Raw genomic sequence first — 15,348 nt, forward strand, 5'->3', positions numbered from 1 at the left:
GTTGCGGGGGAGCGGTGGGGTGGCGCGGGGTCGTTGCCGGGTGCGGGTGCGTTGTGGTTGATCGCGCCCCGCGGCGGAGCCGCACATGTCACAGCCCCGCGCCCCCTTCCTCCTCAGGGGCGCTCAGGGGCGTACCAGTAGTTGGAATTCGAAGGAGTAGCGCGTGGGGCGGTAGGTGTGGGTGCCGAACTCGACTGCGCGGCCCGTGTCGTCGAAGGTCGCGCGTTGCATGGTGAGCAGGGGGGCGCCCTCGCGCTCGGTGAGGCGTTCGGCTTCCTCGGCCGTCGCCCCGCGCGCGCCGATCGACTGACGGGCACTGTGCAGGGTGATCCCGGCGGAGCGCATCAGCCGGTACAGGCCGGTGGCCTCCAGCTGGCCGGTGTCCAGGTCGAACAGGCCGGGCGGCAGATAGTTGCAGAGGTACGCCATCGGTTCGCCGTGCGACAGCCGCAGCCGTTCCACGCGGTGTACGTCGCTGCCCTCGGCCACGTTGAGTGCGGCGGCGACCTCGGCGGAGGCCGGTACGACCGTGTTGACGAGGACCTTGGTCGCGGGGCGCTGGCCCGCCGCCTCCAGGTCGTCGTAGAGGCTGCTCAGTTCCAGGGGCCGCTTGACCTGGCTGTGCACGACCTGTGTGCCGACGCCCCGGCGGCGTACGAGCAGGCCCTTGTCCACGAGGGACTGGATGGCCTGGCGCACCGTGGGGCGGGACAGGCCGAGCCGCCCGGCCAGCTCTATCTCGTTGCCCAGCAGACTGCCGGGAGTGAGTGCTCCGTGCTCGATCGCGGCTTCGAGCTGCTGGGACAGCTGGAAGTAGAGCGGCACCGGACTGCTCCGGTCCACACTGAGTTCCAGCGGCACTGTCGGACCCACATCTGGTTTCGGCACGGCCCGAGCGTAGCTCCGGGGACTGTTGACGGGAAGTCGTGTAGTTCGGTTGTCCGGACATACGCATTGACAGCGCGCCTGGTCGGACCCCAGTTTGGTTCTCATGCGCATCGGAGTCATCGGGACGGGCCGCATCGGTACATTCCACGCGAAGACCCTCAGCCGCCACCGCGAGGTAGGGGGCTCCCTCATCGTCACGGACGCGGACAGCGGGCGGGCACAGGATCTCGCGCACCGCTTAGGAGCCACGGCCGCACCCGGTGTCGACGAGATCTTCACCTGGGGCGTGGACGCCGTGGTGATCACAGCCGCCACCTCGGCCCACGCCGAACTGATCGGTCGGGCAGCGCGCTCGGGTCTCCCGGTGTTCTGCGAAAAGCCCATAGCACTCGATCTGCCTGCCACCCTGGCCGCGATCGCCGAGGTGGAGGCGGCCGGGACCATCCTTCAGATGGGCTTCCAGCGCCGCTTCGACACCGGCTACACGGGCGCCCGCGAGGCCGTGCGGTCCGGGAAACTCGGCCGGCTGCACACGGTCCGCATGATGTCGTCGGACCAGACGCCGCCACCGCCCGAGTATCTTCCGCTGTCCGGCGGGCTGTACCGGGACGCCCTGATCCACGACTTCGACATCCTGCGCTGGGTGACGGGGCACGAGATCGTCGAGGTGTACGCGACCGGGTCGGACGCCGGGCCCACGATGTTCCGCGACGCGGGCGACATCGATACGGCCGCCGCGGTCCTCACCCTGGACGACGGCACGCTCGCCACGGCGACGGCGACGCGCATGAACGGCGCGGGCTACGACGTCCGTATGGAGCTGGCCGGGGAGCTGGACCAGATCGGCGTCGGCCTGGACGACCGTACGCCCATCGCGTCCACCGAGTCTGCCGGACCGCCCGCCGCGAGCAAGCCGTGGACCGGCTTCCTGGAGCGCTTCGGGCCCGCCTACGAGGACGAGCTGTCGGCCTTCGTCGAGGTGGTGCGCGGCGAACGCGCCAACCCGTGCGACGGCCGTGAGGCACTCCAGGCCCTGCGTGTCGCCGAGGCCTGCGAACTGTCCAGACGGGAGCGCAGGCCCGTACACCTCGCGGAGATTCAGGGCGGGTGGAGCTGAGGGCCAAAACGCCCGGTCACCACCGAAGGGGCAGGCTCCGCACCCCGCGCATCAGCATGCCCGGGAGCCAGTCGCCGGGTGGGCCGGCCAAGGTCAGGCCGGGGGCGCGGTCCAGCAGGGTGCGTATCGCCGTGCGCGCTTCGAGGCGGGCCAGTGGGGCGCCGAGGCAGAAGTGGAGGCCGTGGCCGAAGGCGAGGTGGCCCCGGGCGTCGCGGTGGATGTCGAAGCGGTCCGGGGCCGGGTAGCGGCTTCCGTCGCGGTCGGCCGCGGTGAGGCCGACCATCACCGGATCGCCCTTGGCGACGGCTGTGCCGGCGATCTCCAGGGGTTCGGCGGCGAAGCGGAACGTCGCGTTCTCCACCGGCCCCTCGTAGCGCAGCATCTCCTCCACCGCGCCGTCGAGGAGGGTCATGTCGGCGCGCAGTTCGGCGAGTTGGGCAGGGTGGGTGAGCAGGGCACGGACGCCGCCGGTGATGAGGTTGACGGTCGTCTCGTGGCCAGCGATCAGCAGGACGAAGGCCATGCCGCGCAGTTCCTCGGGGGACAGCCGGTCGCCGTCCTCGGCGGTCGTGCGGATCAGGTCGCCGAGCAGGTCGCCGCTCGGTCCGGCGCGCCTCTTGTCCTCGATCAGGTCGGTGAGATAGGCGGCGAGCTGGACGAACGCCTCGTACTCGCTCTCCGCGCTGGTGGGCGCGACGGCCTCCGAGGACAGTTTCCGGAAGGCCGTACGGTCGATCTCGGGCACGCCGAGCAGTTCGCAGATCACCGTGAGGGGCAGCGGGTACGCGAACGACTCCACCAGGTCGGCGCGGCCGTGCGGGAGCATCGCGTCGAGGAGTTCGTCGGTGATCTCCTGGACTCTCGGCCGGAGGGCCTCCACGCGGCGTGCGGTGAAGGCGCGGGAGACCAGGGCGCGCAGCCGGGTGTGCTGCGGCGGGTCGGCGACCAGGAGGTACTTGCCGATCAGCTCCTCGTCCAGGAACGACATTCCGATCTTGGCGGGGTCCTTGGACAGCCGGGGGTCGGCGAGCGCCGCGCGCGCCTCCTCGTACCCGACGACGAGCCAGGTGACGTGGTGCGCGTCCGGGTGCGGCAGCCGCACCCGGTGCACGGGACCACGGGCGCGCAGACGGGCGTACACCGGATGCGGGTCCGTCCTGAACCCGTCGCCGAACTCCCCCAGATCGAGTACTTCCCCCATGACCACATCCCCCTCGGCCGCCGCCCTCACCACTTGTGCCGCTGCCAGGAGAACGTGTGCCGTCAGCCGCTAGTGCCCGTCCTGCCCGTCTTCCTCCAGGAGTCCGGCGTCGTACGCCAACAGGGCGATCTGTACTCGGTTGTTGAGGTCGAGTTTGGCGAGGATGCGGGAGACGTGCGTCTTGACGGTGGCGACGCTCATGAACAGGGCGGCGGCGATCTCGGCGTTGGAGCTGCCCCGGCCGACGGCGACCGCGACCTCGCGTTCCCGGTCGTTCAGCGCGCCGATCCGCTCCCGGGCACCGGCCCGCCGGGTGTCGGCCGTGCCGCCCGCCGCGTGGGCCATCAACTGGCGGGTCACGGCGGGCGACAGGACGGGGTCGCCGGCCGCGACCCGGCGTACCGCGGCGAGGATCTCGGCGGGCGGGGTGTCCTTGAGGACGAAGCCGGCGGCGCCCGCGCGCAGGGCGCGCAGTACCTGGTCGTCGGCGTGGAAGGTGGTGAGGACCACGACCTGCGGGGCGTCCTTGAGGGCCCGCAGACGTTCGGTGGCGGCGAGGCCGTCCACCGTCGGCATCCGGATGTCCATGAGCACGACGTCCGGGCCGGTGCGGCCGACGAGCGCCTCGACCTCGCTGCCGTCGGCCGCCTCTCCGACGATCTCGATGTCGTCGGCGCCGCCCATCATGAAGGACAGGCCTGCCCGTACCAGGGGGTCGTCGTCGACGAGGAGCAGTCTGATCACGGTCATGGCCCTACGTAATCACGGTTGTGCGGCGCCCGGACGTACATGGAGGGCGCGGGCTACATTGCCGACCTGAACACCCGTGAGACGAAGGGGCATTCGTGCGCTACCGACTGCTGGGCCGGACCGGTTTACGTGTCTCGGAGCTCTTCCTGGGGGCCATGACCTTCGGCGACCAGGGCGGAGTGGGGGCACCCAAGGGGGAGTGCGCGCGCATCCTCGACGCGTACGAGGACGCCGGCGGGAACGTCGTCGACACCGCGATCAACTACCGCGGTGGTGCGAGCGAGACGATCCTCGGCGAACTCCTCAGGGGGCGGCGCGACCGGCTCGTGCTGTCCACGAAATACACGATCTCGCGCGACGGCGCGGACCCCAACGCCGCCGGCAACCACCGCAAGAACCTCACGCTGTCCCTGGAGACCAGCCTGCGCCGGCTCGGCACGGACTACGTCGACGTGTACTGGGTGCACATCTGGGACCGCGCCACGCCCGTCGAGGAGACGATGCGCGCCCTCGACGACGCCGTGCGCTCCGGGAAGGTGCTGTACGTCGGCATCTCGGACGCCCCGGCCTGGGTGGTGTCCCGGGCCAACACCCTGGCGGAGTGGCGGGGCTGGTCGCAGTTCGCCGCGCTCCAGGTGCCGTACAGCCTGCTCAACCGGGACATCGAGCGCGAACTGCTGCCGATGGCCGAGGCGTTCGGGATGTCGGTGGCGGCCTGGAGTCCGCTGCAGAACGGCATCCTGTCCGGCAAGTACACACGCGCGCGGGGCATCGCCCCCGACGAGTCCGTACGGCTGTCCGCGGACGCGATCGGTGAGCGCGAGCACGCGGTGGCGCGGGCGGTGCAGTCGGCGGCGGACGAACTCGGCGCGTCCCCCGCGCAGGTGGCCATCGCGTGGACCATGGCGCACTCCCCCGCCGTGCACCCGATCGTGGGCGCGCGCCGGGTCGAGCAGCTCACGGACAACCTCGGCGCGGCCGAACTGGCGCTCCCCGCCGATTTGGTGGCGAAACTGGACGAGACCACCGGATTCCGGCCGGGCTTCCCGACCGAGTTCATCGAGGAGACCTCGGCCTGGGTGTACGGCGAGGCGGGGCAACGGGTGGTGCCGCGTACGGTGCGCGCCTGAGAACGCCTTCCTTCTTTGGAGCTCCTCGAGTTCCCTGTTCCCGGTTCCCTGTATCTCTGTTCCCTGACAGAGGCGCCGTCAGGCACCCCACGGCAGCCAGGCCCGGACGGCGAATCCCCCGGCCCCGCCCGCGCCCTCACCGCCACCGCCCCCGTCCGCTTCCACGCCGTGCTCCAGCCGCCCGCCTGCCAGCGTCGCGCGCTCGGTGAGCCCGATGAGGCCCTGTCCGGAGCCGGGGACGTGCGGAACCTCCCCCGGGGGCGCGGGATTGCGTACGGAGACGGTCAGGCCGTCGCCCGGGGCGCCCGCGAGGGACACCGTGACCTCGGCGCCCGGGGCGTGCTTGCGGGCGTTCGTGAGGCCCTCCTGGACGATCCGGTAGGCGGTACGGCCGATGGAGGCGGGGACGGCGCCCGGTGCCGACACACGGCTGTCCAGCGTGATCTTCATGCCGGCCTCGCGGGATTCGCTCACCAGGGTGTCGAGCGCGGCCAGTGTCGGCTGCGGGCGCCCGGCTTCCTCCGCGTCGCCGGTCCGCAGGACGCCGATGATCTCCCGCAGGTCCTGGAGGGCGTCGTGCGCGCTCTCCCGGATGACCCCGGCGGCCCGGGCGACCTCCTCACGGGGTGCGTCGGGCCGGAACTCCAGGGCGCCGGCGTGGACGCTCAGCAGGGTGAGCCGGTGGGCGAGCACGTCGTGCATCTCGCGCGCGATGGCCTCGCGGGCGAGCCGCTGCGCCTGCTCCGCGCGCAGCAGCGCCTCCGTCTCGGCCCGCCGCAGCCGGTCCCGCAGGCTCACCATGAGCTGGCGCTTGGACCGCACGAACATGCCCCAGCCGACCGCGGTCGCGGTCAGCAGGACACTGAGGACCACCGAGACGAAGTACGGCAGGTCCGGGTCGGGGCGCAGCCAGTAGAAGAGCGGAATCACCACGACGGAGGCACCGCCGACCAGGCCGACGTACCGGAAGGGCCGGTGCACGGCGAGGGAGAAGAGGGCGACCAGACCGGCGCCGCCCGCGGTGCTCGACACGAGGCTGACCGCGAGCATCGCGACGGCGAGGCCGAGCGGCCAGCGGCGCCGCAGCCATACGGCGGCGCAGGAGAGGGCGCCGAGCAACTGGTCGGCGACGGCGACGGCGTGGGGGGTGTTCGGGTCGCCGGCCAGGGCGTCGGCACCCAGCACGCCGGTGAGGACGGCCAGCAGGAAGCAGGTGAAGTCGACGACCCAGTCGCGCGCCGTGCGCCGGGGTTGGGCGGACCTTCCGAACCACCCGGCCCGCTCCCGCGCGGAGCCGGAACCCGGAAGGGAACCAGGGTCGGAACCGGGGTGGTGATCGAGTTCGTCGAGCACGGCCGACGGGAAGAGCCAGCGCCGCCCGGGGAACGCCGTCGGGGCCTCGGGAACGGATGCGGGTCTGTCGCCACTCACGGTCGACAAATCTACGCAGTGCCGGCCCGCACCACACCCGCCGAGTCGTGATCGTCGACCAAAGTCGCGCCGCCAGGGACTTTCGGCGCCGTTTCCGGGAGCGACCGGCGACTTCGGGGGGAGATGCCTCGCCCTGCGGCCGATGGAAGCGGGGGGTCCGCGGAGCGAGGATCCCGGCATGAAGCAGTTACTGGAAGTCGCCGGCTTTGTCGCCCTGGTGCAGGGCGCCGCGGGCCTGCTGCAGGCATTCACCGACCTGCGGTGGGGCCTGGTACGGAAGTTCGATTTTCTCGACGGTTACGAGATCTACGCGAGCGTGGCGCTGCTGGTGCTGTCGTTCGCGCTGTTCGCTGCCGCCGAGAGCCGGAAGCCCGGGTGACCGAAGTGGGGTTCGGCCCGGTCCGGGCTTCCGGCGGGGTGGCACTGTTCGCTCGACGGCGGTGTCAGCAGTCGTAGTCGATCAGATCGAACGACGCGTAGTGGTCGGAGGTGTAGTAGTCCTCCTGGCTCTCCTCACCGGTGATGATGCGGCGCGCACCGCGCGTGGAGGAGCCGGGGGTCTTGACCGTGTACTCGTGGTAGTAACCGGTGGACTGCGAAGGCAGGAGGCGCTCCCGGTTCTGGAAGACGCTGCCGTCCTGCGAGTACGGGTAGGGGCCGCCCTTCGCGATCAGGTTGAGCGTGGTGTAGGCCTGCGTCGGCAGGTCGCCGTAGCAGATGCTGCCGACCGCCGAGGTGGCGGCGCCGGCCGTGCCGACGGTGACGGTTCCGCCGACCAGGAGAGCGGACAGGACGGCGGCCGAGGCGCCGATACGAGTGATCCGTGGGGGGAATCTCATGCCCTCATGATGACGCGCGTAGATAGTGGCATGTCAATGACAACTCCGGAGATTTTTCCGTCTCGTCCGATGAGTTTTCGCGGTGTTAACCTGCGCCACGGGGCGGAGCCCCTGGGGATGGGACGGGCAGGGGCGGCGAGGGCGAGGAAAAGGCCTGAGGCCGACCTCCTGGCCCAGCAGCCCACTCCCCCGCCCTCTCCCCATGCCCCATCCCCGCCGGAGGCCACCTCAGCCCCCGAGCCCCCCGTACCGAGCCCTCAGTTCCCCCGCCCCCTCCTCCGTCAGGGAACCGAACAGCCGCAGCCGTGAGATCCCGCCGTCCGGATAGATGTCCACGCGCGCGTGCGTGCCCGCCGCCGGGGTCGGCAGGACGAACCGGTGGTTGGTGTCGGGCTGGAGGCGGGTGCGCGGGAGGACCTCCGTCCACTCACCGTCCTCGCCGTCCCGGAGCGACACCGTCGCCCAGCCCGCGCTGTTCCCCTTCAGATACGCCGTGTCGATCTCGACGGCCCGGATCTCCGACCGCGCCACCAGCCGGTAGCGGATCCAGTCGTTGCCCTGGTCCCGGCGGCGACGCGTCTCCCACCCGTCGTCCATCTTGCGGGAGCGCCCCGGCTGGATGGTGTTCGACGCCGGCGAGTAGAACAGGTTGGAAGCGTCCTCGGCCCGGCCGCCGTTCTCCAGGGCGACCACGTCGAAGGTGCCCAGCGCCGCCAGCCACTCCGGGTCCGGGACCACCTCGCCGTACACCCGCAGGCGCGCGATCCCCCCGTCGGGATGCTGGTTCACCCGCAGGTGCGTGAAGCGCTGTTCGAGCGACACCTCGAAGCCGTTCGCCGCGTGGCCGCCCACCTTCGTGCGCGGCACCAGCGTCGTCCACTTCACGTCGTCCGCCAGCAGTTCCCCGGGGGACGGGGAGCCGGGCACCGACACGCCCTCCACCGACACGGCCTGCGGATAGTTGCCCCGGAAGTGGGCCGTGTCGACCACGACACCGCGTACGACGCCCGGCGCGCCGAGCCGTACCAGCGCCCAGTCGTGGTCCTCCGCCGTCGGCCACGGGTGCTCGGCGGACGCGCCACGCCGGCGCCGTGTCTCCCAGCCGTCCATGATCTTGCCCTTGTGGCCGAAGTGCTCGGGCACGAACTCGGCGGGTTCGGGCACGAGCATGTTCTCGCGGTCGGCGAAGAACTCGTCGTTGGCGGCGATCACCCCGGCCCCGAGGCGGCGGTCGGCGAGGTTGGCGTACTGGGTGAAGGGGAAGTCCGCGGTGCGGTAGTCCGCGTACGGGTCACCGCCTCCGTAGGGGTTCGCGTCGCCGGTGAAGCTCGGAATCGCGGTCACGGTGATCAGTTCTGCCTTTCGGAGTCGGCGCTGCGGGTGCCGGGAAACAGAGAAGGGGAAGGGGGCTGCGCATCAGGGCGTGCGGGTGAGGAGTTGCCCCTTCGGTGCGGTGAACTCGCCTTCCGCCACGATGCGTTCGCCCCGCAGCCAGGTCGACCTGACGACCCCGCTGAGGGTCTTGCCCGCGTACGCCGTCACACGGTTGCGGTGTTCCAGGGCCGCCGGGTCCACGGTGAACGTCTCGTCCGGCGCGAGTACCGCGAAGTCGGCGTCCCGGCCCGCCTCGATGGCGCCCTTGCGCGCGCCGAGGCCCACCAGCGCGGCCGTACGCGTGGACATCCAGCGCACGACGTCCTCCAGGGAGTGGCCCCTGGCCCGCGCCTCGGTCCACACCGCCGCGAGGCTCAGCTGGAGCCCCGAGATGCCGCCCCACGCCGTGGCGAAGTCGGCGGTCTTGAGGTCGGCGGTGGACGGCGAGTGGTCGGTGACCACGCAGTCGATCGTGCCGTCGGCCAGCGCCTGCCACAGCAGGTCCTGGTTGGCGGCCTCGCGGATGGGCGGGCAGCACTTGAACTCGCTTGCCCCGTCCGGGACTTCCTCGGCGGTGAGGGTCAGGTAGTGCGGACATGTCTCCACGGTGATCCGCACCCCCTCCGCCTTCGCCGCCGCGATCAGCGGCAGCGCGTCGCTCGACGAGAGGTGCAGGACGTGCACACGCGCGTGCAGGCGCTTCGCCTGCTCGATCAGGTTGGCGATCGCCGTGTCCTCCGCGCCGCGCGGGCGCGAGGCGAGGAAGTGGGCGTACTCGGGACCACCCCGCTGCGGGGCCGCGTCGAGGTGGTGCGGGTCCTCGGCGTGCACGATGAGGAGTCCGTCGAAGCCGGCGATCTCGGCCATCGACCGGCCCAGTCGCTCCTGGTCGAGGTGCGGGAACTCGTCCACGCCGGACGGCGACAGGAACGCCTTGAAGCCGAAGACGCCGGCGTCGTGCAGGGGACGCAGGTCCTTGACGTTGTCGGGCAGCGCGCCGCCCCAGAATCCGACGTCGATGTGCGCCTTGCCTGCGGCCACTTCCCGCTTCGTACGGAGGTGGTCGACCGTCGTCGTCGGCGGGAGGGAGTTGAGGGGCATGTCGACGAGGGTGGTGATGCCGCCGGCCGCCGCGGCGCGCGTGGCGGTCCAGAAGCCCTCCCACTCCGTGCGCCCGGGGTCGTTGACGTGCACATGGGTGTCGACCAGCCCGGGCAGCACGACGTCGTCGCCGAAGTCCTCCAGGCGCACGCCGGGCGGCACCTCGGCCTCGTACGGGAGTACGGCCACGATCCGGCCGTCGGCGACCGTGACGGTGGCCGCACGCGTCCCCTCGGGCGTGATGACGCGCGTCGAACGCAACACCAGTTCGATGTCGGACACCCGGACCCCTCTCTGTCACCTCTGACACCGTGAATCCCACCGTTAACTTCCACGTAACGGAATTCAACTTTCTGTTGAAGGAGTCTTCACCGAGGGCATCGCACCGTCAAGAGCCACCTTGCCGACCCGCCCGACTCGACACCAACCGGAGCAGGCCGGGGCGGCAGCCTGGATGTTTCCACAGGACGGAATTAGAGTTCCGGAAATCTGAACGTAGCCACACGCCAGCAGGCCGTCAAGCAACCGCCCGATAGGCTGCACCATCGCCTGTCAGCAGTGAAAGGAACGCGCCGTGCCGACGCCCAGCGCCAGCTCCACCGACGCCGCCAAACCCGCCGCCGCCAGCGGTGGTGTCCAGTCCCTGGAGCGTGCCTTCGATCTGCTGGAGCGCATGGCCGACGCGGGCGGTGAAGTCGGCCTCAGTGAGCTGTCCGTGAGCAGCGGGCTGCCCCTGCCCACCATCCACCGGCTCATGCGCACGCTCGTGTCCTGCGGTTACGTACGTCAGCAGCCCAATCGCCGGTACGCGCTGGGGCCGCGCCTGATCCGCCTCGGCGAGTCCGCGTCCCGGCTGCTCGGCACCTGGGCCCGCCCCTATCTGGCCCGGCTGGTCGAGGAGACCGGCGAGACGGCCAACATGGCTCTCCTGGACGGCGACGAGATCGTGTACGTGGCACAGGTGCCGTCCAAGCACTCGATGCGCATGTTCACGGAGGTGGGCCGGCGCGTCCTGCCGCACTCCACCGGCGTCGGCAAGGCCCTGCTCGCCGGCTTCCCGCCGGACGAGGTGCGTTCCCTGCTCGCGCGGACGGGCATGCCGGCCGCGACGGAGAAGACGCTCACCACCCCGGACGGCTTCCTGGCCGCCCTGGAGGACGTGCGGCGCCTCGGCTACGCGGTCGACGACAACGAGCAGGAGATCGGCGTCCGCTGTCTCGCGGTCTCCGTGCCCGACTCCCCCACCGCCGCCGCGATCTCGATCTCGGGCCCGGCGGGCCGGGTCACCGAGGAGGCGACGGAGAGGATCGTGCCCGTACTGAAGCAGGTCGCGGCCGAGTTGTCGGTGGCACTGGCCAGTTCGGGCAACCCCGCCCACTGAGACCGAAGCCTCCGCCCGCCGGCCCGGGACCTCTCGGGCCGCCGTCAGCGGTGCGGCGGTTTCCCGAACAGATCCACCGCGGCGCGAACGTCCGACAGACCCCGGGCGAGTGCGCTGACCGAGCCGATCGCGCCGGCGATCAGGAGTAACGAGCGGCGCAGGCGCGGGATTTCGGGGCTGCCGGTGATCGTCATCGCGGCCAGGCAGGCCAGTTCGTCCTCGGCGATGCCACGGTCGGGGAACTCGGCCGGGTGCGCGGCGAGTTCACGGCGCAGCCGGGACACCGCGGTCCGCAACTCCGCCACTCTAGGATCTTCGTCGCTGCCGGTCACCGACCTCTGTCCCAAGCTCCGCAACACGGCTCCCCCCACTGGCCCCCACACGCGCCCCGCACGTCCCCGTTGCGCTGGTCGGGCGCCGGGGACGCGGGACAGTAAACGCCACCCGCGCGACAGGCGCCACACCAAGGGCCGAAATTCAGCCCGCGAAGACCGGCGGTCCGGCCCCGGGTCAGGTATGCAGGAGGCATGACGGAGAAAACGGACCAGGTGGCAGGGCTGTTGCTCGCGGCAGGCGGGGGGCGACGGCTCGGCGGGCGACCCAAGGCCCTTCTCGAACACCGTGGACACCTTCTCGTCGAACACGCGGCCGACGCTCTGCGTGCGGCGGGCTGTGCCCCGGTCCATGTCGTCCTCGGGGCGCAGGCTGACGACGTACGGGCGCGGGCGGACCTACCCGGATGCGTTTTGGTGAACAACCCGGAGTGGGCGGAAGGTATGGGGTCCTCGCTACGGGCCGGGCTGGCGTCCCTGCGTGGCTCAGGGGCTCGCGCGGCCGTCGTCTCGCTCGTCGACCAGCCGGGCATCGGGCCGGAGGCCATGACCCGCGTCCGCGCCGCGTACACCTCCGAGGAGTCCCTCGCGGCGGCGTCGTACGACGGAACGCGCGGGCATCCGGTGCTGTTCGGCGCCGCCCACTGGGCGGGCGTCGCGGCGGCGGCGGCCGGTGACCGTGGCGCCCGCGACTACCTCAGGACCCACCACGACGCGATCACCCTCGTCGAGTGCGGCGATGTGGCGCAGCCCTACGACATCGACACCGCGGCCGACCTGGACCGGCTGGGGTAGGAGCTTCTCGCCACGAAGAATCTCGACGTCAACAAATCATTGAACTTCCACAATGAGGAAACTAGTATCCACTGATCAGAAACATCCGTGCCACGCAGCCACAGCAGCCCACATCAGCCCGCTGAAGGAAGTGACCGCTCATGTCCGCACCAGCGCCGTCCCCGCTGGCCATCGTCGACGCCGAGCCCCTGCCCCGGCAGGAGGAGGTGCTCACCGACGCGGCGCTGGCCTTCGTGGCCGAGCTGCACCGGCGGTTCACGCCCCGGCGTGACGAACTCCTCGCGCGCCGTGCGGAGCGCCGCGCCGAGATCGCCCGCACCTCGACCCTCGACTTCCTCCCCGAGACGGCCGCGATCCGCGCCGACGACTCCTGGCGGGTCGCCCCGTCCCCTGCGGCCCTGAACGACCGGCGGGTCGAGATCACCGGCCCGACCGACCGCAAGATGACGATCAACGCCCTCAACTCGGGCGCGAGGATCTGGCTCGCGGACTTCGAGGACGCCTCCGCGCCGACCTGGGAGAACGTGGTCCTCGGTCAGGTCAACCTGGCCGACGCCTACACCCGGAACATCGACTTCACCGACCCGGCGAGCGGCAAGTCGTACGCCCTCAAGGCCGAGGCCGAACTCGCGACCGTCGTGATGCGCCCGCGCGGCTGGCACCTGAACGAGCGCCACCTCCAGCTCGACGGGCAGCAGGTGCCCGGCGCCCTCGTCGACTTCGGCCTCTACTTCTTCCACAACGCCCAGCGCCTGCTCGATCTCGGCAAGGGCCCGTACTTCTACCTCCCGAAGACCGAGTCTCACCTCGAAGCCCGCCTGTGGAACGACGTGTTCGTCTTCGCACAGGACTACGTCGGCATCCCGCAGGGCACCGTCCGCGCGACCGTTCTCATCGAGACGATCACGGCCGCGTACGAGATGGAGGAGATCCTCTACGAACTCCGTGACCACGCCTCGGGGTTGAACGCGGGCCGCTGGGACTACCTGTTCTCCATCGTCAAGAACTTCCGTGACGGCGGCCCCAAGTTCGTCCTCCCGGACCGCAACGCCGTGACGATGACAGCCCCGTTCATGCGCGCCTACACCGAACTCCTCGTCCGCACCTGCCACAAGCGCGGCGCGCACGCGATCGGCGGTATGGCGGCGTTCATCCCGTCCCGGCGCGACGAAGAGGTCAACAAGGTCGCCTTCGAGAAGGTCAAGGCCGACAAGGACCGTGAGGCCGGCGACGGTTTCGACGGCTCCTGGGTCGCCCACCCCGACCTCGTGCCGATCGCCATGGCCTCGTTCGACGCGGTCCTCGGTGACCGGCCGAACCAGAAGGACCGCCTCCGCGAGGACGTCCACGTCGAGGCCGCCGACCTGATCGCCGTCGACTCCCTCAAGGCCGCCCCGACGTACGACGGACTGGTCAACGCCGTGCAGGTCGGCATCCGTTACATCGAGGCGTGGCTGCGCGGGCTGGGCGCGGTGGCCATCTTCAACCTCATGGAGGACGCGGCCACCGCCGAGATCTCCCGCTCCCAGATCTGGCAGTGGATCAACGCGGGCGTCGAGTTCGAGCACGCCGGGAGCACGGTGACGGCCACGCCGGAACTCGCCCGCAAGATCGCCGCCGAGGAACTCGCCGGCATCCGCGCCGAGATCGGCGACGAGGCCTTCACGGCCGGCCACTGGCAGCAGGCCCACGACCTGCTCCTGACCGTGGCCCTCGACGACGACTACGCGGACTTCCTGACCCTGCCGGCGTACGAGCAGCTGCGCGGCTAGATCACAGAGGTGAGTTACTTCTCCGAGTGGCCCAGGGACTTGTCCGGGGCCACTCGGTCGCGTACGAGCCGTTTCACCGCCGTCGGTTCGGGAAAGCCCTGTTCGCGCCGGTCCCAGACCACCTCGTCGTTCACGCGTACGACGAAGACGCCGCCGGTACCGGGTTTCAGGGACAGTTCCGTCAGCTCGGTCTCGAAGGTCGTGAGGAGTTCCTGCGCCAGCCAGGCGGCGCGGGGCAGCCAGCGGCACTGGGTGCAGTACTCGATCTCCACGCGGTGCACGGCGTCCGTCCCGCTCCCCGCTGTCTGTGTGTCCGTCATCCGAGATGCACCGACCAATCGTGTTCCGCCGCCGGTTTCCCGTGCAGGTCGGGGACCTGCTTGAGCCAGTTCGGCCGGTCCCGTTGTGTCTTCGCCGCGCGTTGGGCGTCCTCGGCGGCGAGTTCCTCGCGGCCGGGGAACTCGGTGGGCAGCCAGGACGCGGACGCCCGCACGCGCGCGTGGAGGTACGACACATACGCGTCCCGGACCTCGTCGGGGGTCGTGAAGCCCGCCTCGATCTCCAGCCAGGCGTCCGGTACCTCGGCCAGGACCTCGCGCAGCAGCCGCTCCGTCACGCGGGGCGCCAGGTCGGCGTCGGCGGCGCGGGTGTCGGGCGCGTAGCGGCCGAGGGCGTGGCGGCGGAAGTCGTACGCCTTCTCCGGTGCCGACAGGTCCCACCTGTGGTGGAAGACCAGGGCGGCGCCGTGGTCGATCAGCCACAGGCGCGGCGGTGCGATGCCGAACGTGGGCCAGACCATCAGGTTGGAGCTGTGCGTCGTACGGTCCACGTTGACGGTGAGGGCGTCCAGCCAGACAATCCGGCCCGCCTCCAGTGGATCGACGTCGAACGAGGCCGCCGTCTGGGGGGTGAAGTCCTTCGCGCCCGGCAGGTAGTCCATGCCCAGGTTGAGGCCGGCGCTGGCCTGCAGCAGGTCCTGGACCTCCTGGTGGGGCTCGTGGGCGCCGGTGGCCGGGTCGAAGTGGACGAGGACCAGCTCGGGGAAGCGCAGCCCCAGGGCGCGTGCCAGTTCTCCGACGACCACCTCGGCGACCAGCGCCTTGTGGCCCTGCGCGGAGCCGGTGAACTTCACGACGTAGGTACCGAGGTCGTCAGCCTCGACCACCCCTGGGACGGAACCGCCCGATCTCAGGGGCTCGACGTAGCGGGTTGCCGTGACCTCTCTCATGAGCGTGAG

The 15,348-nt window shown here is 70.9% G+C and carries 16 protein-coding genes; 6 read left to right on the forward strand and 10 right to left on the reverse strand.

Going from position 1 to position 15,348, the window contains the following annotated elements:
* Positions 1-123: 123 nt before the first annotated feature.
* On the reverse strand, positions 124-861 hold the full coding sequence (locus ACW4TU_RS07315; protein WP_457429963.1) for a GntR family transcriptional regulator: 738 nt from the start codon (positions 859-861) through the stop codon (positions 124-126).
* A 130-nt stretch (positions 862-991) separates the two neighbouring features.
* On the opposite strand from ACW4TU_RS07315, the gene ACW4TU_RS07320 reads away from it, so the two are divergent.
* Positions 992-2,005 carry a Gfo/Idh/MocA family protein gene (locus ACW4TU_RS07320; RefSeq protein WP_457425806.1) on the forward strand — a complete coding sequence of 338 codons (1,014 nt, stop codon included), beginning with the start codon at positions 992-994 and terminating at the stop codon, positions 2,003-2,005.
* 16 nt (positions 2,006-2,021) lie between these two features.
* On the opposite strand, the gene ACW4TU_RS07325 is transcribed toward ACW4TU_RS07320, so the two are convergent.
* Both ACW4TU_RS07325 and ACW4TU_RS07330 read right to left on the reverse strand, forming a co-directional pair.
* Entirely contained in the window at positions 2,022-3,206 is a 1,185-nt protein-coding gene (locus ACW4TU_RS07325) for a cytochrome P450 family protein (RefSeq protein ID WP_457425808.1), read from the reverse strand.
* Positions 3,207-3,275: 69 nt separating this feature from the next.
* On the reverse strand, positions 3,276-3,956 hold the full coding sequence (locus tag ACW4TU_RS07330; RefSeq protein WP_457425810.1) for a response regulator: 681 nt from the start codon (positions 3,954-3,956) through the stop codon (positions 3,276-3,278).
* 95 nt (positions 3,957-4,051) lie between these two features.
* Here ACW4TU_RS07330 and ACW4TU_RS07335 point away from each other — a divergent pair, with 95 nt between their 5' ends.
* Positions 4,052-5,086 (forward strand): aldo/keto reductase, encoded by a 1,035-nt coding sequence (locus tag ACW4TU_RS07335; protein WP_457425812.1) that lies wholly within the window; start codon positions 4,052-4,054, stop codon positions 5,084-5,086.
* A 78-nt stretch (positions 5,087-5,164) separates the two neighbouring features.
* On the opposite strand, the gene ACW4TU_RS07340 is transcribed toward ACW4TU_RS07335, so the two are convergent.
* Positions 5,165-6,517 (reverse strand): sensor histidine kinase, encoded by a 1,353-nt coding sequence (locus ACW4TU_RS07340; RefSeq protein ID WP_457425814.1) that lies wholly within the window; start codon positions 6,515-6,517, stop codon positions 5,165-5,167.
* A gap of 178 nt (positions 6,518-6,695) precedes the next feature.
* On the opposite strand from ACW4TU_RS07340, the gene ACW4TU_RS07345 reads away from it, so the two are divergent.
* On the forward strand, positions 6,696-6,896 hold the full coding sequence (locus tag ACW4TU_RS07345) for a hypothetical protein (RefSeq protein WP_457425816.1): 201 nt from the start codon (positions 6,696-6,698) through the stop codon (positions 6,894-6,896).
* A gap of 64 nt (positions 6,897-6,960) precedes the next feature.
* Here the strand turns inward: ACW4TU_RS07345 and ACW4TU_RS07350 are convergent, their stop codons facing one another.
* The 3 genes from ACW4TU_RS07350 to allB all read right to left on the reverse strand — a co-directional run bounded on the left by ACW4TU_RS07350 (position 6,961) and on the right by allB (position 10,113).
* Positions 6,961-7,356 carry a guanyl-specific ribonuclease gene (locus ACW4TU_RS07350; protein ID WP_457425818.1) on the reverse strand — a complete coding sequence of 132 codons (396 nt, stop codon included), beginning with the start codon at positions 7,354-7,356 and terminating at the stop codon, positions 6,961-6,963.
* Positions 7,357-7,584: 228 nt separating this feature from the next.
* Positions 7,585-8,700, reverse strand: coding sequence for an allantoicase (alc, locus tag ACW4TU_RS07355; protein WP_457425820.1), 1,116 nt, complete (start codon positions 8,698-8,700; stop codon positions 7,585-7,587).
* Positions 8,701-8,772: 72 nt separating this feature from the next.
* The gene (allB, locus tag ACW4TU_RS07360) at positions 8,773-10,113 is read right to left on the reverse strand and encodes an allantoinase AllB (RefSeq protein WP_457425822.1); all 1,341 of its coding nucleotides are present in this window, start codon (positions 10,111-10,113) and stop codon (positions 8,773-8,775) included.
* Positions 10,114-10,405: 292 nt separating this feature from the next.
* On the opposite strand from allB, the gene ACW4TU_RS07365 reads away from it, so the two are divergent.
* Positions 10,406-11,212 (forward strand): IclR family transcriptional regulator, encoded by an 807-nt coding sequence (locus tag ACW4TU_RS07365; protein ID WP_457425824.1) that lies wholly within the window; start codon positions 10,406-10,408, stop codon positions 11,210-11,212.
* Between the two features lie 44 nt (positions 11,213-11,256).
* Here ACW4TU_RS07365 and ACW4TU_RS07370 read toward each other — a convergent pair whose 3' ends face one another.
* The gene (locus ACW4TU_RS07370) at positions 11,257-11,571 is read right to left on the reverse strand and encodes a DUF5955 family protein (RefSeq protein ID WP_457425826.1); all 315 of its coding nucleotides are present in this window, start codon (positions 11,569-11,571) and stop codon (positions 11,257-11,259) included.
* Between the two features lie 168 nt (positions 11,572-11,739).
* Between ACW4TU_RS07370 and ACW4TU_RS07375 the strand changes: the two genes are divergently transcribed.
* Positions 11,740-12,339: a nucleotidyltransferase family protein gene (locus ACW4TU_RS07375; protein ID WP_457425828.1), complete on the forward strand. Its 600-nt coding sequence runs from the start codon at positions 11,740-11,742 to the stop codon at positions 12,337-12,339.
* Between the two features lie 140 nt (positions 12,340-12,479).
* A complete protein-coding gene (gene aceB / locus ACW4TU_RS07380; protein ID WP_457425830.1) occupies positions 12,480-14,111 on the forward strand; it encodes a malate synthase A in 1,632 nt (543 codons plus the stop codon).
* Between the two features lie 14 nt (positions 14,112-14,125).
* Here aceB and ACW4TU_RS07385 read toward each other — a convergent pair whose 3' ends face one another.
* Positions 14,126-14,431, reverse strand: coding sequence for an Rdx family protein (locus tag ACW4TU_RS07385; RefSeq protein ID WP_457425832.1), 306 nt, complete (start codon positions 14,429-14,431; stop codon positions 14,126-14,128).
* Positions 14,428-15,339 (reverse strand): HipA family kinase, encoded by a 912-nt coding sequence (locus ACW4TU_RS07390; RefSeq protein WP_457425834.1) that lies wholly within the window; start codon positions 15,337-15,339, stop codon positions 14,428-14,430. The genes ACW4TU_RS07385 and ACW4TU_RS07390 overlap by 4 nt, the downstream gene beginning before the upstream one ends.
* Positions 15,340-15,348: the final 9 nt, after the last annotated feature.

Source organism: Streptomyces kryoterrae, from assembly GCF_054072135.1.